16 protein-coding genes are annotated in these 17,462 nt (G+C 65.8%); 3 read left to right on the forward strand and 13 right to left on the reverse strand.

Annotated features, from left to right (window positions below; genetic code table 11):
• Positions 1-6: 6 nt before the first annotated feature.
• A complete protein-coding gene (locus JNB89_RS05425) occupies positions 7-1,716 on the forward strand; it encodes a tannase/feruloyl esterase family alpha/beta hydrolase (protein ID WP_220361545.1) in 1,710 nt (569 codons plus the stop codon).
• Positions 1,717-1,820: 104 nt separating this feature from the next.
• Here the strand turns inward: JNB89_RS05425 and JNB89_RS05430 are convergent, their stop codons facing one another.
• Positions 1,821-3,023 carry a hypothetical protein gene (locus JNB89_RS05430; protein WP_220361546.1) on the reverse strand — a complete coding sequence of 401 codons (1,203 nt, stop codon included), beginning with the start codon at positions 3,021-3,023 and terminating at the stop codon, positions 1,821-1,823.
• Positions 3,024-3,352: 329 nt separating this feature from the next.
• On the opposite strand from JNB89_RS05430, the gene JNB89_RS05435 reads away from it, so the two are divergent.
• Complete coding sequence (locus tag JNB89_RS05435) at positions 3,353-4,531, forward strand: GGDEF domain-containing protein (RefSeq protein ID WP_220361547.1); 1,179 nt, start codon at positions 3,353-3,355, stop codon at positions 4,529-4,531.
• Positions 4,532-4,695: 164 nt separating this feature from the next.
• On the opposite strand, the gene JNB89_RS05440 is transcribed toward JNB89_RS05435, so the two are convergent.
• The 12 genes from JNB89_RS05440 to JNB89_RS05495 all read right to left on the reverse strand — a co-directional run bounded on the left by JNB89_RS05440 (position 4,696) and on the right by JNB89_RS05495 (position 16,247).
• On the reverse strand, positions 4,696-5,451 hold the full coding sequence (locus JNB89_RS05440; protein ID WP_220361548.1) for an SDR family oxidoreductase: 756 nt from the start codon (positions 5,449-5,451) through the stop codon (positions 4,696-4,698).
• Positions 5,452-5,613: 162 nt separating this feature from the next.
• Positions 5,614-6,624 carry a LysR family transcriptional regulator gene (locus JNB89_RS05445; protein WP_013342933.1) on the reverse strand — a complete coding sequence of 337 codons (1,011 nt, stop codon included), beginning with the start codon at positions 6,622-6,624 and terminating at the stop codon, positions 5,614-5,616.
• A 113-nt stretch (positions 6,625-6,737) separates the two neighbouring features.
• Positions 6,738-7,619, reverse strand: coding sequence for an RNA polymerase sigma-70 factor (locus JNB89_RS05450; RefSeq protein WP_220361549.1), 882 nt, complete (start codon positions 7,617-7,619; stop codon positions 6,738-6,740).
• Positions 7,620-7,810: 191 nt separating this feature from the next.
• Positions 7,811-8,164: a RidA family protein gene (locus JNB89_RS05455; RefSeq protein WP_013342935.1), complete on the reverse strand. Its 354-nt coding sequence runs from the start codon at positions 8,162-8,164 to the stop codon at positions 7,811-7,813.
• Between the two features lie 80 nt (positions 8,165-8,244).
• The gene (locus tag JNB89_RS05460) at positions 8,245-9,417 is read right to left on the reverse strand and encodes an NAD(P)/FAD-dependent oxidoreductase (protein WP_220361550.1); all 1,173 of its coding nucleotides are present in this window, start codon (positions 9,415-9,417) and stop codon (positions 8,245-8,247) included.
• On the reverse strand, positions 9,410-10,816 hold the full coding sequence (locus JNB89_RS05465) for an NAD(P)/FAD-dependent oxidoreductase (RefSeq protein WP_220361551.1): 1,407 nt from the start codon (positions 10,814-10,816) through the stop codon (positions 9,410-9,412). Before JNB89_RS05465 ends, JNB89_RS05460 begins: the two co-directional genes overlap by 8 nt.
• Positions 10,806-11,210 carry a (2Fe-2S)-binding protein gene (locus tag JNB89_RS05470; protein WP_220361552.1) on the reverse strand — a complete coding sequence of 135 codons (405 nt, stop codon included), beginning with the start codon at positions 11,208-11,210 and terminating at the stop codon, positions 10,806-10,808. The genes JNB89_RS05465 and JNB89_RS05470 overlap by 11 nt, the downstream gene beginning before the upstream one ends.
• Before the next feature lie 7 nt (positions 11,211-11,217).
• Positions 11,218-12,366, reverse strand: a complete 1,149-nt coding sequence (locus JNB89_RS05475) for an NAD(P)/FAD-dependent oxidoreductase (RefSeq protein ID WP_220361553.1) — start codon at positions 12,364-12,366, stop codon at positions 11,218-11,220.
• Positions 12,363-13,160 carry an ABC transporter permease gene (locus tag JNB89_RS05480; protein ID WP_013342940.1) on the reverse strand — a complete coding sequence of 266 codons (798 nt, stop codon included), beginning with the start codon at positions 13,158-13,160 and terminating at the stop codon, positions 12,363-12,365. Before JNB89_RS05480 ends, JNB89_RS05475 begins: the two co-directional genes overlap by 4 nt.
• 14 nt (positions 13,161-13,174) lie before the next feature.
• On the reverse strand, positions 13,175-14,047 hold the full coding sequence (locus JNB89_RS05485) for an ABC transporter permease (protein ID WP_135891458.1): 873 nt from the start codon (positions 14,045-14,047) through the stop codon (positions 13,175-13,177).
• Complete coding sequence (locus JNB89_RS05490; RefSeq protein ID WP_135891459.1) at positions 14,034-15,113, reverse strand: ABC transporter ATP-binding protein; 1,080 nt, start codon at positions 15,111-15,113, stop codon at positions 14,034-14,036. Before JNB89_RS05490 ends, JNB89_RS05485 begins: the two co-directional genes overlap by 14 nt.
• A 57-nt stretch (positions 15,114-15,170) precedes the next feature.
• The gene (locus JNB89_RS05495; RefSeq protein ID WP_135891460.1) at positions 15,171-16,247 is read right to left on the reverse strand and encodes an ABC transporter substrate-binding protein; all 1,077 of its coding nucleotides are present in this window, start codon (positions 16,245-16,247) and stop codon (positions 15,171-15,173) included.
• Between the two features lie 156 nt (positions 16,248-16,403).
• On the opposite strand from JNB89_RS05495, the gene JNB89_RS05500 reads away from it, so the two are divergent.
• Positions 16,404-17,363 carry a LysR substrate-binding domain-containing protein gene (locus JNB89_RS05500; RefSeq protein ID WP_220361554.1) on the forward strand — a complete coding sequence of 320 codons (960 nt, stop codon included), beginning with the start codon at positions 16,404-16,406 and terminating at the stop codon, positions 17,361-17,363.
• Positions 17,364-17,462 lie beyond the last annotated feature (99 nt).

Raw genomic sequence — 17,462 nt, forward strand, 5'->3', positions numbered from 1 at the left:
AATCGAATGAGAAAGTCTGTGATTGCGATGTGCGTGTCGGCCACGTTGAGCGCATGCGGGGGCTCTTCGGACAATTTGCAGGGCTTGCCGCGTCTGGGCGCCGCAACCCCGGCAACGCTGGTCGGCAATTGCGCGACGTTGGCAAGCAAACTGTCGTTCGCGAACACCACGTTCGATTCCGTGCAGGACGTGCCTGCCGGAACGCTCACCGTGGCGGGCAAACCGATTGCCGAACATTGTCTCGTGCGAGGTGAGATGAACCGGCGCGTGAGTGCCGTCGACGGAAAAACGTATGCGATAGGCTTCGAAATGCGCTTGCCGGTCGCGTGGAACGGGCGTTTCTTCTATCAGGCCAATGGCGGGCTGGACGGCAACGTGGTGACGGCGACCGGCGAGATCGGCGGCGGCGGCCCGCTCAACAATGCGCTGAACATGGGCTTCGCGGTGATCAGCTCCGATGCGGGGCACACGTCGTCGCAGAATCCGCTTTTCGGGCTCGATCCGCAGGCGCGTATCGACTACGGCTACAACGCGGTTGCCACCTTGACGCCAATGGCCAAGCAGGCGATTCGCAGCGCGTATGGCAAGGCGCCGGATCGCAGCTACTTCGAGGGCTGCTCGAACGGCGGGCGTCATGCGATGGTGGCGGCGGCGAGGTCGTCGGCGGAATACGACGGCATCATTGCAGGCGATCCTGGCTTCCACTTGCCGAAGGCGGCCATTGGCGAGATGTGGGGCGCGCAGCAATTCGCAAAGGTTGCGAGCGCAACTACTGCAAATGGCCTGCCCGACATCAAGACCGGCTTTACCGCAACGGAACGGCAACTGGTCGCCTCGCGCATTCTCGCGAAATGCGACGCGCTGGACGGCGTAGCGGACGGCATGGTGCAGGACATCAAGGCCTGCCAGGCCAATTTCAGCCTCGCCGCCGATGTACCCACCTGCGCGGGCAACGTGCGCGACGGCACGTGTCTGACCACGGCGCAGAAAGACGCCATCGGCAACGTGTTCTCCGGGGCGCGCAACAGCGCGGGCGCGGCGCTATATGCAAGCTTCCCGTACGATGCGGGCGTGAGCGGAGCGGGCTGGGCGCAATGGAAGCAGAGCAACTCGATCACGCTCGACCCGGCGGCCGCTGCGTTCACCTTCACCACGCCGCCGCAGGACGCCTCGTTGCTGAGCCAGTTGTCGTCATACGCGCTGAATTTCAGCATGGATACGGACGCGCCGAAAATTTTCGCGACCAGCGGCGCATACGCGCAATCGTCATGGTCCTTCATGACGCCGCCGGACGAAACTAATCTGAGCGCACTCAAGCAACGCGGCGCGAAGCTCATGGTGTATCACGGCACAAGCGACCCGGTGTTTTCGTCGAACGACACGACCGACTGGTACCAGCGCCTCAGCGCAGCCAATGGCGGCGACGCGAGCAATTTCGCTCGGCTTTATACGGTTGCGGGCATGAACCACTGTTCGGGCGGTCCCGCTGCCGACCAGTTCGACATGCTCACGCCGATGGTCGCATGGGTGGAGCAGGGCAAGGCGCCCGAGAGTATCGTTGCGACCGCACGCGACGCGAGCAACGCGGTACCCAACAGCGAAGTGCCCGCGGACTGGGGCGCGGGCCGCACGCGGCCGCTGTGTCCTTATCCGAAAGTCGCGCGCTACAAGGGCGGCGACGTGAACTCCGCGGCGAGTTTTTCGTGCAGTAGCTGATTGTCGAGCGCCGCGTCTCGCGTCGACTTCGCAAGGAGTCGGCACGAGGCGCAGCGGCGCGTCGACTTTTCGTCAACGTCTGCGGCAGCACCGCGACTGGTGCATTACTGCGGCTCGTACCACGAATAAGTCGCGAGCGTGCTCACTGGCGGCGTGCCGATCTGCAACGTGACGTCGCGCAGCGAAGTCAGCTCGATATTGCGTAGGTCGCCCATGTAGCGGCGCGAGTCGCCGTTGTCGTTGATATACGCCACCACGTTTCCGGTAATACCCGCTACATTCGTGCTCGAGAGCGGCTGTCCCCAAATGTCGAAGAACTGGCCGAGCGTGAAGGTCTTGAAGGTCGGCGTTTCGATATGGATGATGCCAGTCTGGTCGTGCGTGTGCATTTCGTAGTTGCACTGCGAAAGAATGCCCACGTTGGCCGGCAGCGCGAGCCACTGGCCGTCCTTGATGATCGCCAGATGCGCATGCACGTGGTACAGCTCCGCCATGCCGGAGGCGCAGATCAGACCGTCAACCGCGCCGCCCGTGCCGCCTGTGGACGTGTTGCCGTTCGGCCAGTAGGACGTGCCCACCACGCCGCCGTAGTTCAGTGCAATGGGATTCGGGTCGAAGGGCGGCGGATCGGTCCACGTATAAGTGGGAATCTGCGTCAACGGCGTGCCGACCATGATGGTGATTTCGCCGTGCGGCGGCAGCACCAGGGTTGCCGGGTCGCCGGTGTACTTCGACAGCGTGCCGCCGTCGTTCACATAAATGCTGACCTCGGAGCCGCTCAGACCGGCCACGTTGGAGGTGCCGAGCGGCTGGCCCCAGATCGCGAAGAACTGGCCGAGCGTGTACGACGCGCCGCTCGTCGTGTCCATATGGATCTTGCCGCTTGCATCGACCGTGTGAAGCGGATACACGCAGCCGGTCTGCGCGGCCATAGTCGGGCCGACGCTGCCGACGTTCGCGGGCAGCGCCAGTTGGCGGCCATTCTGGTAGATCGACAAATGCGTGTACGTGTACCCCTTGCTGGGCAGCGCGCAGTTCAGCCCGCTGACGGGCTGGCCCGTTCCGCCCGACGACGTGGAACCGGTGGGCCAGTTCGATTCGCCGAGCGTGGTGCCGTCGATTACCGGCGTCGCCGCAGCCAGAGTGGGCGCGGTCGTACTCGTGCCGGACGCGGCGGGTGCCGGCGCGGCAGCGCCCGCGCCGTTGGCTCCGGGGTTCGACGCGCCGCCCCCACCTCCACCGCCGCAGCCTGCAAGAATCAGTAAGGCGCCAATCAGGGTGACCCGCAAATCCAGCCGTTCCAACATCGCGTGCTCCATGCCGTGGTTAATCAGGAATACGTGGAAGCAGACGCCGCGCTGAGCGCGACGTACCCTACGCTGCGTAGACCGGCTGCAACGGAATGGCGAAGCCGGCGCAGGTGCGCTGCTTCGCACGAAACTGGCAGGTTCAGGGTAGCAGATGCGTTTCTGAAATAAACGGATTGAATAACAACGTTTTGCGACTTTTTATGTCGCATTCTGGCGTGTCCTTGCAAACCGCGGCGTGCTTCGGCCCGCCTTTATCGGGGAGCGCGGCGGCACTGTAAAATGCCGCTGCCGCTGCGATTTGCCGGCGTCGAACCCTCCCGTCAGCGATGCATGTCGATCTCCTTACCCTTTACCTCCTGATCATCGGAACGCTTCTGGCCAGTTCCGGTATGACGTTTTGGGAGCATCGAAGTCATCCCGGCCGCAGCGCGGAGCTGCGAATGCTGGCGGCCGGCTACGCGACGCTCGCCATCGGCTGCGCGGCGGCGGTGTTCCGCCGCGACGTGCCGGGCCCGTGGGGCTCCGCGCTCAGCAATCTGGTCATTCTGAGCGGGTATCTGCTGGTGCTGCATGGCGTCGCGCTGCTGAGCGGCCGGCAGTATCGCGCTGCGTCGCTCGGGCTGCTCGTGGTCATGGCACTGACGTGGATGGTGGGCGGAACGCGCTTCGAGAGCCCGATCTGGGCCTACGTGAGCGCAATTCCAATTGCGCTCGCAAGCGGCATGACGTCGCGCGAACTGTTGCGAGGCGACGGCTTCAAAGCGCTGCCGTCGCGGTATATCGCGGTGGCGGTAACAGGCATTCACGCATTCACCTATGCGGCTCGCGCGGTTGCTCTGCCGTGGCTTGCGGCGCGGCATGGCAGCGGTCTGTTGCTGGCTGCGAGCGCAATCACCATGTATGAGGGCGTGCTCTATTCGGTCGTATTGCCGATGACCTTGCTCAAGCTGATTCGCGAGGAAACCCACGGCCGGCTATTGCAGGAATCGCAGACCGATTACCTGACCGGGCTCGGCAATCGCAGATGGTTCTTCGAACAAGGCGAGCGCGTGATCGCCGAAGGCGGCAAGAACCGGCCCTTGGCGCTGCTGGCGCTCGACCTCGATCACTTCAAGAAGCTCAATGACCGCTACGGCCACGAGACCGGCGACGAAGTGCTCAAATCGTTCGCGCAGATAGCCCGCAGCGTGGTGGGTAACGACGCGGTGCTCGCGCGCATTGGCGGAGAAGAGTTCGCCGCGCTGCTGCCCCGCCACGACGAAGCGCGCGCGAAAGCGGTGGGCGAGGCGATTGTCGAGCGCTTCGCACAGACTGTCTTGCACCGCGTGGAAGGTAAGGAGATTCTGGCCACCGTCAGCATCGGCCTTGCGCATTCCGCAGATGCCGGGCAGTCGCTTGGCGAACTGCTGGCCGCTGGCGACGAGGCGCTTTACCGCGCCAAGTCGCTCGGTGGAAACCGGCTTGAAGGCGTGCGCAAGACCGCGAGCCTGCGGGTGGTCAGATAGCGCGCGGTGTGTTGCTTGCGGCGGCATCGCATAAGCGTATGACGCCGGCCCCGCGCGCGGCCAACTGGTGAATCGTGGGGCGCAGCGCGCGCTTTAATGCGGCGCAACAGTGGCGGTTTCAGAAGCCGCTGAGGTTCGGCTGGTGCGATCTCTTGCGTTGACCGTCAGATGGCCGCCTTTTGGCTGCGCAGCCATTCGTCCAGACCGATACGGCCGAGGCGCGCGTCGCCGAGCGGCACGAGCGAGTGCTCGTCGACGCGTCCGCCGAAATAGCGTGCCTCGGAATCGCGCACGACTTCGCGCGGATCGCCGATCGCCTTCAGATAGCGGGCAATGATTTCGTCGAACGGCGCGCGCTGCGGCCCCGCAATTTCGACTATGCCGTTGCGCGGCGCAGCGAGCGCCACATCCGCAACGATGGCCGCCACGTCGTCCGCCGCGATTGGCTGAAAGAGGCCGGGCGACAGCCGCACCGTGTTGCCCTGCGTGCTCGACGCTGCAATGCCGCCGAGAAATTCCATGAACTGAGTCGAGCGAATGATGGTGTAGGGAACGCCCGAAGCCTCGATGAGTTTCTCCTGCGCGACCTTGGCGCGGAAATAGCCGTTCTCGGGCGTGCGGTCCGTGCCGACAATGGAAAGCGCAACGTGATGCCGCACGCCGGCCGCGGCCTCCGCCGCATGCAGGTTGCGCCCGGACGTTTCGAAGAAGTCGAGCACCGCCTTGTCTTCGAACGAGGGGGAATTGGCGAGGTCGATCACCACTTGCGCGCCGTTCAGCGCCTCTGCGAGCCCTTCGCCGGTGAGCGTGTTGATGCCGTTGCGCGGCGAGGCAGCGAGCGCCTCGTGACCGGCATCGCGCAGAATGGTCAAGGCCTTCGAGCCGATCAGGCCCGTGCCGCCGATAATAACGATCTTCATGATCCAGTCCCTCTGTCGTTGGGCGGCAGGCGCCGCGTGAAGTCAATGCTATGCGCACGCGGCGCGCGGCGGTAGGCACTTGCGCGGGCTCACGGTGTTGCGCGCACGGCACCAATCGGCGCGCAACGGGTGCCGCGCGCGCACACCTGAGCGACGCACGTTTCATCCGACCACCGCGAGTTCCGGCGCAGCCGTGATCGTGTTCGCGCATTGCAGGTCCATCGCACGCGTGTGCTCCGTCATGTAGTCGACGAATACGCGGATGCGGGCCGGCAGGTGCTTGCGGCTCAGGTAGCAGATGTAGTGGCCGCCGTCGTCGGGCGCATGCTGCGCGAGACAGCTGACGAGGCGCCGCTCGCGCAGCAGGGCGCTCACCTGGTAGGCGGGCAACTGTGCGATGCCCACACCGTCGAGCACGGCTTGCAGTATCAGATCGGCGTCGTTGAACGTGTGCTGCGCGGTGGGCTGATGCCGCACGAGGTGGCCGTCGACCTTGAACTCCCAGTCCTTGACGCGTCCCGAGGCCGTGCAGAAGTTGATGCAGCGATGCCCGGCGAGGTCTTCCACGCATCGCGGCAAGCCGTGCACTCGCGCATAAGCCGGCGACGCGCAGACCACCATCTGCATCGCAATCAGCTGACGCGCGACGATGCCGCTGTCTTCCATGCGGCCGTCGCGAAACGACACGTCGACGCGGTCGGTCGTGAAGTCCGCAACGCGTTCGCTGAGCAGCAATTCGAGCGTGATGTCGGGATAGCGCGCATGAAAACCGCGCAGCAGCGGTGCGACGACCCTGCGTCCAAAACCCGGCGTCGACGCAATCCTCAGATGACCGCGCGGCGGCCCGCTGCGCAGCTCGCGCATGCCGTCGAGCGCCTCCACGATGCGCTCCACGCCAGGCAGGCAGCGCTCGTAGAACAGTTCCCCCTCGCGGGTAAGCGAGGTCTTGCGCGTCGTGCGCAGAAACAGCCGCACCTCGAGTTGCGCCTCCAGTTTCTGCACGTTGCGGCTCACCGACGAACGGCCGATGCCTAGCCGCTCGCCCGCGCGCGCAAAGCTGCCCTCGTTGGCCACGGCGAGAAACGACACGACGCCGGCATAGGTGGTCGCGAAACTGTTCGCGAACGGGTCGTGACTGCTGCTGACGGACGGGAGAGATCGATAATCTGACATGCAGGCGCGAGTCGGAGTCCAAAACCGGCTAGACGTATCAGTCGTGCGGTTTGTGACATCCGACTTCGGGGCGACTTCGGCGCGACTTTGGCACCCGCGCCGGGCGCACCGCCTCAAGCGCTCGCAAAGGCCGCCGCAATACGCGCGAGCTTGTCGGGATTGCGCTGCACCAGAAGGCGCATGATGCGCTCGCTGTCTGTTTCCAGCGAGAGCGCCGCTTCCAGCCTGCCCTGAATGAAGCGCAGCAGCGCCCATTCGCCGTTGAGCACCACGAGCCTGACGCTGACTGCGCTGCCGTAACGGCGCGAACCCGCATAGAAGAGCTGCGCGATGCGCCGGCCGCCGTGCAACGGCTTGCCGAGGCTCGGCACTTTGCCGCCGCCGTCGCCGATCAGCAGCGCATCTTCCGCGAGCAGCGCGTTGATGGCCGGAAAGTCGCCGCGCTCCACAGCGTGCGCAAACATCTGCAGCAGCCGGCGGTGTGTCTCGCGCGGCACGATCTGGCGAGCCCGTTCCTCGCGCAGTTGCGCTTTCGCGCGGCTCACCAGCTGGCGGCAGGCCGCCTCGGTCTTGCCGACTGCCGCTGCCACCTCGTCGTAGTCCGCGTCGAATACTTCGCGCAACAGGAAGGCGGCGCGCGCTTCCGGCGTCAGGCGCTCGAGCAGCATGAGGAACGCGACGGACACATCGTCGCTGCGCTCGACCGCTTCTTCCGGCGTCGCGGGCGAGCCGCTCAATTGTGGTTCGGGCAGCCAGGCGCCCGTGTAGTGTTCGCGCTGCGTTCTGGCAGCGCGCAGGCGGTCGATCGACACGCGCGTGGTTACCGCGACGAGCCACGCCTCCGCGTTGTCGATCTGTTTGCGGGACGCGGCGTGCCAGCGCAGCCAGACGTCCTGCACGATGTCTTCCGCTTCGGCCACTGAGCCGAGCATCCGATAAGCGATCTTCTGCAAACGCGGGCGCAAACCGTTGAAGGCGCGGGCGTCGTCATCCATGGAGCTGCTTCCCGTTGCGTTGAGACGGGCCCCGCGCGTGAGCGGGGCGGACACGCGCATATTGCCATGGACTGCGGACTCGTTTAGCGAGGCTCCTTCGCTCGCGTTTGCCAACGGCAGCTCAGGCGGCCGCCCCTGGCCGCCCCCGGCAGCGCGCAATCATGCCGATCGCCGCCGCCTCGCGCACGCTGTCAGGCCAGCGCGACCACTGCGATCTCGACCAGCAGTTCGGGCGCGGCGAGCCGCGCTTGCACGGTTGCTCGCGTGGGCGCACAGCCTTGCGGAACCCACGCGTCCCACACCTCGTTCATGCCGGCGAAGTCGCGTGCGATGTCCGCGAGCCACACCTGCGCGGACACGAGCCTCGTCTTGTCGATGCCCGCTTTCTCGAGAAAGCCGTCGATTTTCTCCAGCACTTTGGCGGTTTGCAGCTTCACGTCCGGGGTGTGATCGGCCGAGGTCTGGCCGCCGACGAAAACAAGGCCGGCCGCCTTGACGACGCGGCTCATACGTTGGTTGGTTTCAATGCGAACGATATCGGTCATGGGAATTTCCTGGTTAAGGTCGAACGAAAGCCGCCGCGCGCGTTGTCAGGCACGCGGCAAAGCGGTAAAAGTGCAACGGTTCAATGCGTGACGAGATGCGCGGCGCGTGCGTCGCCAGAAGCCGGATCGCTCGCGAAGCGGTCGATTGCAAACGCGTCGAGCGAAACGGTCGGTGTGCCGTCGAGCATCAGTTCGGACACCAGCTTTCCGCAGCCCGGCCCGAGCTGAAAACCGCTGCCGCAATAGCCAAACGAGTAATACAGATCGGCCGCTTTGCGGCTTGCGGAAATGACCGGGAGCTCGTCTGCGGTGAAGGCTTCGACGCCGGCCCATGCGCGGTTCACGCCAAGATGGCGCAGATGCGGAAAGAGGTCGGTCACGGTTCGCGCGCTGCGTACGAGCCGCACGAAATCCACTTCGCCGTGACGGTTCGCGAGGTCCGCGATGCCGATCAGCTTTCCGCCGATCACCACCGTGCCGTTATCGAACTGCTTGAACGATAGCGGCCTGCCGGTGGCCCCGAGCGTCGCCCGGCAGAAGGGCGCCACGCGCTGCGTCACCATCAGCATCAGACCTTCGGGATGCACCCGCACCGGCTCGCCGATCTGCTTCGCGAGTTCGCCGGACCAGGCGCCCGCGGTAACCAGCAGTTTTTGCGCACTGAACGTGCCGCGCGGCGTGTGCGCGAGCCAGCGGGTGCCGCGCTGTTCGATGCGGCGCACGGCGGTGCCTTCCAGAAAGCGCACGCCGAGCCGCTCGGCGGCGCGCCGGAATGCCGTCGTGGTCCGGTAGGGCAGCGCGTAGCCGTCGCGCTCGACCCAGATGCCGCCCGTGACATGGCGTGCGAGCGCCGGTTCGAGTTCGAGCACGGTTTCGCGGTCTATCACCGTCTCATGCGTGAAGCCATGCGACTGCAGCAGTGCGACGCGCTCGCGGCAGGCGGCGAGTTCGTCGTCGGTTTCGGCAATCTTCAACTGACCGGACGCGACGAAACCGCCGTCTTCGCCAAGCAGATCCGTCATGCCGTGCCAGATTTCGCGCGACATCAGCGCAAGCGGAATCTCCGGCAGCGGCCGGCCGAGCGTGCGCACGCCGCCCGCGTTCACGCCCGATGAATGACGCGCGACGTAATCGGCTTCGAGCACGATCACCTTCGCGCCGCGGCGCGCCAGGTGGAACGCGCTGCTCGTGCCGTGCAGCCCGCCGCCGACCACGAGGACATCGGCTTCCTGAAGGACGGTTGCGTCATTCACCGGCGAGTTCTCCGAGCGTGAGCGGCTTGATCGGCGGACGGATGCGGTAGTAGCCGACCTCGGCGGGCGACACGCGGCGCGCGTCGGCGATCACTTCGGTCACCGTCAGACCGCACATGCGGCCCTGGCACGGTCCCATGCCGCAGCGTCCGAACGACTTGGCCTGATTGGGCCCGACGCAGCCGAGTTCGACGAACTTGCGCAACTCGCCGGCGGTGACTTCCTCGCAACGGCACACAACGGTTTCGTCGCGCGGAATTCGGTTGATGTCGCGCGGACGATAGAGGCTGTCGAGAAATGGCCGGATACGCATTACGTCGGCCAGCGCGCGGCGAGGCCCGGCGGCTTGCGCATCGCGTGCCGCGCTGCTGAGGGCGCCAAGCTGCGCGGCCACCGCGAGTCCTGCAAGCTCGCCCTGCAACGCAGCCGCCTGCGCACCGCCAATGCCCGCGCCGTCGCCCGCGACGAAAATGCCGGGCACGTCCAGTTCGCCCCACGCGTCGAGCTGCGGCGTGAAGCACAACTGCGCGTTGTCCCAACGATGCGACGCGCGCAGCGCCTGAGTGAATTGCGTATTCGGCACGACGCCCTGGTGCAACAGGATCACGTCCGCCTCCAGACGATGCGCGACACCTTTGGTCGTGAAGTGAAGCGCGGCGGCGCGCTCCACCTGATCGTGGTCCATGCGCGCCTCGACGCGCAGATCGTCGGCCGCTTCGAAAATCGGCACGCCTGCATCGCGCAGTGTGCGGATCAGTTGCAAGCCCTTGCTGAGAAAAGGCCACGCACGCAAAGCCGAAAACATATGCCGCTTAGCGCGCCAGCGGTCTTCATGACGTGTGGTGTCGACGAGGGCGCGAATCGGCACGCCGGCGCGCACATACTGCCAGCCGAGCAGATAGAGCAGCGGTCCGCAGCCTGCCAGCACGGGCGGCGCGGCGGGCACTTCGCCGGCGCTCTTCAGAAGTATTTGCGCGGCGCCCGCCGTCAGCACGCCGGGCAGCGTCCAGCCGGGAATCGGAAACGGCCGCTCGAGCGCGCCGCTTGCAAGAATCACGCGCTGCGCATCGAAGCTGCCGATCTTGCCGTCGCGCAGATAATTGACGCCGCGCTCGCGCGTGACCTGCCACACCGTGGCGTGGGTCAGATGACGTGCGCCGGACGCAGCGAAGGCGTCGGCGATAGCGGCGCCGGCCGCATAGTCGGGCCCGAGAATGTCCTTGCGGCGGGCATCGGCGCGACCGATCGCACGATAGATCTGGCCGCCCACGGCGTCCTGTTCGTCGATCAATACGGTCGCCAGGCCCGCGCGCGCGGCGCGGGTCGCGGCGCTCATGCCGGCGGGACCCGCGCCGACCACGACCACGTCCACGGCCTCGGTTGCGAAATCAGCGGCCATGTGCGTTCTCCAGCGGTGTATCGGCGAGACTCGCGGGCGGCAGATCGCGCGCGCCCTCCTGCGAGCGGATTCGCATGCCCGCTTTCACCTCGACCATGCAGGCCTGGCGGCTCGGCACGCCGTCAATTTCGACGAGGCACTCGAAGCATGCGCCCATCATGCAGAACGGCCCGCGCGGCGCGCCCGAGACCGGCGTCGCGCGAAAGCGCGCCACGCCCGAGGCAAGCAGCGCCGCCGCGACCGAGCGTCCGCTCGGCACGTTCAACGGCTCGTCGTTGAACCAGATGCCGATGCTGGTTGCGGCTGCGTCGTCGCCCGGCAGCGGCCTGAACAGCGTGGGTGCCGGCGTTTGAGTGCGCGCCGGCTTGGGCGCTTGAGTCGATCGTGTGGTCATGTCGGAGTCAATGAGCAGGAGTCAGTTGCGCTGCGTGCTCGAAGCGTCGCGCGGAGAAGGTGGGCAGTTCGTCGGGCAACGGCGCGCCCATGATCCACGGTGACACCCGCAGCGCATGCGCGGCGGCGAGCGTCACGCCGCTATGGCAGGTGACCACGAATGCGCCGGGGTGCGCCTCGGACTGGTCGTAGATAGGAAAACCGTCGGGGCTGTAGACGCGCAGCGCCGCCCACATGCGCACGAGTCGCACATGCTTGAGCATCGGGAAGGCGCGCACGCCGCGCCGGGCGATGTCGGCAAGCACGGGCGTGGTGGTGAAATCGTCAAAGCCGACTTCTTCCATCGAATCGCCGAACTGCACGCTGCCCTCATCGGTCTGGCGCACGTTGAGCGTGGGGTAGTGCAGAAACGGCGCGACGCGCTCGCTCACCAGCACCTGCCCCCGATTCGGCGCAACCGGCGCCTTCAGCCCGACGAACGGCGCAAGCGTGCGATTGCCGAGTCCGGCAGCGAGCACCACCTTCGCGGCGCGATACGTTCCGCGTTTGCCGTGCACGACGAAGCTATGCCCTTGCGGCTCGATGCGCTGCGCGCGTTCGGCGGAAACCAGCCGCACGCCGCTCGCCTGCATTGAGGTGTGGAGCGCGCGCAGCAATTTGAGCGGATTCACGTGGCCGTCCATCGGCGAGTAGCTCGCGCCGATCACCGCGCTGCCGATCTGCGGAATGCGCGCGCGCACTTCGGCGGCATCGAGCATCTGATAGGGATAATCGCCGAGCTCGGCGCGCAGCGTCGCAAGGCGCCTCGCGCGCTCGGCCAGTTCTTCGTCGGTAAAGCAGAAGTGAAAGCCGCCGGGCTGTTTCAACGCTACGTCAACGCCCGACTCCTGCAGCAGCGCCTCGGCTAACTGCGGCCAGCGCGTGGCGGAACTGCGCGACCAGCGTGCGTACGGCGACAGGCCGTAGCCCTTGCCCTGAATCCAGACGAGGCCGAAATTGCCGCGCGAGGCGCGCAGGCCGCCGTCGTCTTCGTCGAGCACGGTGACGCGGGCGCCTTCGCGGGCGAGTCCGTATGCGACAGCGGAGCCGACGAGGCCGCCGCCCACCACGATCACATCCGCGAGCGCGCCGGAACCGGCGGTGCCTGAAGACGTCATTGAGCTTCTCCGATCAGAATGCGGTCCAGTCCGACCATGCGGTCGAGCAGAACCATCAGCAGGACCGTGCCGACAATCAGTACCGCCGACACCGAGGCGACGAGCGGATCGATGGTCTGCGCGATCTGGTTGTACATGGCGACGGGCAGCGTGGTCGTGCCGGGCGTCGCGACGAAAATGGTCATGGTCAGTTCGTCGAAGCTCTGGATGAACGACAGCACCCAGCCGCCCGCCACGCCGGTGCGGATCATCGGCAGCACCACGCGGCGAAAGGCGGTGAAGCGGCTCGCGCCGCAGGAGAGCGCGGCGCGCTGCGCGTCGCGGTCGAGCCCGACTGCCGACGACAGCGCGAGACGCAGCGCATACGGCAGCACGATTACCACATGCGCGCAGACCAGCGACCAGAACGAACCCGACAGATGCAGCAGCGACAGAAAGCGCAGAAACGCAATGCCGAGCACGACGGCGGGGATCATCATCGGCGAGAGGAAAAAGCTCGTGAGCGCGGCGCGGCCAGGAAAGCGATAGCGCGCGATGGCGAGCGCGGCAGGCACCGCGAGCAGCACGCCGATGGTCGCCGCCGCGAAGGCGAGCCGCACCGACAGCCAGAAGGCCGCGACGATGTCGCTGTTATCGAAGATTGCGCGGAACCAGCGCAGCGACGCGCCGTCGAACGGCATCGAGATGAAGCCCTTGTCGGTGAACGCCACCAGCATCACCACCACGAGCGGCGCGAGAATGAAGCTCAGAAAGAACGCGTTGTAGATGAGGCCGGCCATGCCGTTCTGTTTCATGATCGCTCTCCTTCTCAATCGAAGATGTGCTTGAAGCGGCGCTCGGCAAGGCGGCTGCAGCCCATCACGATCGCCACGTTGGCGATCAGCAGCAGCACGGCGATGCTCGCGCCGAGCGGCCAGTTGAGCGTGCCGAGGAACTCGTCATAGGCGGCGGTGGCGACCACTTTCAGGCGCCGCCCGCCGATCAGCGCGGGCGTGGCGAATGCCGACGCCGACAACGCGAACACGATGATCGCGCCCGACAGCACGCCCGGCATGATCTGCGGCAGCACCACGCGGCGGAACACCGCGAACGGCGAGCCGCCGAGCGAGCGGCCGGCCCATTCCACTTGCGGGTCGAGCTTTTGCATCGTCGCCCACACGGACATCACCATGAAGGGCACCAGCACATGCGTGAGCGCGATGATCATGCCGGTCATCGTGAAGACGAGGCGGATGGGTTCGTCGGTAATGTGCAGCGATTGCAGGACGTTGTTGAGCACGCCGTTGTTGCCGAGCAGAATCTGCCAGCCGAGCGTGCGCACCACCACCGAGATCAGCAGCGGTCCCAGAACGATCAGCAGACACAGCGACTGCCACGGGCGCTTCATCCGCGCGAGCACGATCGTTTCAGGCACGCCCAGCACGATGGACAACAGCGTGACGGCGAAGGCGAGACCGGCGGTGCGCAGAAAGATCGTCCCGTAGTAGGGGTCGCTCACCACCTCCCAGTAATTCGTGAGCGTATAGGCGGAGGTGACGCCGGCCGTGTCGCTGAACACGCGGAACGACAGCATCAGCGTGAGCACCAGCGGCACCAGCAACAGGCCGACGAAGAGCAGCAGCGCGGGTCCCGACAGCAGCCACGGCGCGGCGCCGGCGCGGTCGTCGTCAAGCGTGGCCATGGGCGCCCTCCGGACCGTCTTGCGTGAGCACGCGCAGGTCGTCGTCGGTCCATGCGAGGCCTACTTCGTGGCCTTCATCGGGCGGCGGCGCGCCAAGGTTCGGCTGCGCGACGCGCAGCTTGCCGAGCTCGGTCTCCACTTCCAGCAACCATTGATTACCGACGAACACCCGTGTCGCGATGCGCCCGCGCAGGCGCGCATCGCCATTGGCAAGATGGACTTTCTCGGGACGAATGTAGACATGCACAGCACCGTCGACATGGCGGCCTTCGTGGGGCACGTGCAGCGTGGTGCCCGAGACGGCGACCACCGCGCAGCGCGGATTGCGGTGCAACACTTCGCCCGACAGCGTGTTGGTGCGGCCGAGGAACGTGGAGGCGAACGGCGTGGCGGGGCGCTCGTAGGCCTCGTAGGGCGTGCTCAACTGCGCAATCGTGCCGCGGTGCATGACGGCGATGCGGTCGCTCATCGTCATTGCTTCGACCTGGTCGTGCGTGACCAGGATGGTCGTGATGCCCAAGCGCTTCTGGATTGCGCGAAGCTCGATGTGCATTTCCTCGCGCAGCTTGGCGTCGAGATTGGACATCGGCTCGTCGAGCAGCAGCAGTTCCGGCTCCATCGCGATGGCGCGCGCAATCGCCACGCGCTGCCGCTGGCCGCCCGACAGCTCCTTCGGATAACGATGCCCGAGACCGTTCAGGCGCACCAGCGCGAGGGCTTCCGCGACCCGCTCCTCGCGCTCCTGACGCCTGACCTTGCGCATTTCGAGCCCGAAGCCGACGTTGCCCGCCACCGTCATGTGCGGAAACAGCGCGTAGCTCTGAAACACCACGCCTATGCCGCGCTTCTCGGGACGCTCGTTCGTGATGTCGCGGCCGTCGAGCAGGATGCGGCCCGTGGTCGGCGAGACGAAACCGGCCACCATTTGCAGCGTGGTGGTCTTGCCGCAGCCGGACGGGCCGAGCAGCGCGAGCAGCTCGCCGCGTTCGACGTCCAGATCGAGCTGTTCGATTGCGGTGAAATCGCCGTAGCGTTTCGAAATGCCCTGCAGGGTCAGGAAGGCCATGCGCTTTGCTCCTTCATCGGTTCGCGCGCCGCGCGAGGGACGGACCGGTGCCACACGTTAGCGTTCGACTGAACGATTCCAGCGCTCGGTCCATTCGGTGCGGTGCTGGTTGATGGTCGCCCAGTCCATGGCGGTGAGCTTTCCGATCTGCTCGGGGCCGTACGGCACGCGTGCGGCGATTTCGGGCGTGAGCTTGACGGTCCGGTTCACAGGACCAAGACCGATGTTTTGCGCCTGCAAGACCTGCACTTCCGGGGTCAACAGGTACTGAACGAATTGTTGCGACAGTTGCGGCTGCGCGTTTTCGGCGACCACGCACGCGGCGACCTGCAGCGCGACCGCGCCTTCCTTCGGGTAGACGAATTTCAGCGGAAAGCCCGTGTTTTGCAGGGCGACCGCACGACCGCTGCCGTACGGCGCGAGGATCACGTCGCCGGCTTGCATCTGGCCGTCCATTTCGCCGGGCGTCGGCGCCCACGAGAGCACGTTGGGCGCGACCTGCTTCGTCATTGCGCTGAAGCCCGGGTCGATGTTCTTCTCGCCGCCGCCGGACAGACGCGCGAGCATGACGAGCGTATGCAGGCCGTACGTGTTGGTGATCGGCGGGACGCCGAGCTTGCCCTTGATGCGGCTGTCCGTGAGCGCTTTCCACGAATCGGGCGGCGGCAGGCCGGCCTTTTTGAAGGCCTCTTCGTTATAGCCGATGCCGGTTGCCACCATGCCCACGCCGACCGCGCTGGGCCCGAGTTTGGCGAGCGGGTAGACGTCTTTCATGATCGGTGCGTCGTCCAGCTTCGCGCAGAGGTTCAATTGCATCGCCTGATACATGGGGCCGTCGTCCATCACCGCCACGTTGATCTGCTGGTGGCCCTTCTGCGCCTGGAGCTTGGCGAGCGTATCGCTCGAATTGCCCGCGACGTAGACGATCTTCACGTTGTGCGCCTTCTCGAACTGCGGAATGATTTTCTGCCGGTAGAGCTGCTCGTTCGAGCCCCCCACGTTGGCGACATACAGCGTGGTCTCGGCCTGCGCGACGAGCGGCGCGGCGAGGTTCAATGCGACGCAAGCGGCGGCGAGCGAGAGGAATGACGGGGCAGACGGGGCGAACAGACGGCGATGCAGCGCTCTTTTCATGACGACGATCTCCAGTTCCGGTGTGGGGGGCGGGCTTCGCGGCCCGTCGGTGAAAGGCAGTGTCGCGCCGGCTCGTCATGTCGTCCAATACGAATAAAATACCTACCTATGCATGAATGATATGGATGGACCAACCACCGCCTGGGGAAAACACGCATGAATCTGAAGCATATCGAGGCATTTCGCGCGGTGATGGTGTCGGGCTCGATGACCGCCGCGGCAAAAGCGCTGTTCACTTCGCAGCCCAACGTGAGCCGCCTGATTGCGCAACTGGAGCGCGACACGGGGCTGCAGCTCTTTCAGCGCAGCGGCGTGCGGCTGATTCCCACCAGCGAGGGGCAGGCGTTTTTTCGCGAGGTCGAACGTGCTTTCGTCGGTTTGCAGGGCCTCGCCAATGCGGCTGCGCAGATTCGCAACCTGGGCAGCGGGCGCCTGCGCATCGCGGCCATGCCGTCAGCGGGCATGACGCTGGTGCCGCATGCGATCAAACGGTTCGTCGAACTCTTTCCGGACGTGACCGTGTCGCTTCATGTGAACACGTCGGCCACGGTCAATCATTGGACCGCCTCGCAGTTCTGCGACCTTGGCGTGGCCGTCTATGTGAGCGAGGCATCGGCTTGCGAGGTGGAGCAGCTTTCGGACGTGGCGGCTGTATGCGTGATGCCGGCCGCGCATCCGCTGGCGGCAAAGCGCAGCATCAGGCCCGAAGATCTGGAAGGTGAGTCGTTCATTTCGCTGTGTCACGGCGACGGAACCCGCGCGCTGATGGACGAGGTATTCGAGCGTGCGGGCGTGCAGCGCGTGCTGGCGATAGAGGCGCAGTACACGGCGATGTGCTGCGAGATGGTACGGCACGGCATGGGCGTGACGCTCGCGCATCCGATTGTGGCGCGCGATTATGCGGGGCCGGACATTGCGATTCGCCCATTCGTGCCGGCCACGCGCTTTCAGACCTATTTGCTGTTTCCGCCGCATCGGCCGCGAGAGCGGCTGGCTTCCGCGTTCGTCGAGGTGTTGCGCGGACTGCACGACGAATTGCTGGCCGAGGTCCAGCCGCAGTCCCAGTCGCGCAATGCGGCCGGTCGCGCTCGCACGCGCTCACGGGTGCGAGCGTGAGGCAGCGGGCTTTGTGTCGGGCGCGGTTTAGCTCGACGATTTCGCCGGAACTACTACCGGACGAGCGCGATGATGTCCAGGTTGAACGCAGGAACGAAG

The sequence above is a fragment of the Paraburkholderia phenoliruptrix genome (genome assembly GCF_019511605.1).
Classification (GTDB): Bacteria; Pseudomonadota; Gammaproteobacteria; order Burkholderiales; family Burkholderiaceae; genus Paraburkholderia; species Paraburkholderia phenoliruptrix_A.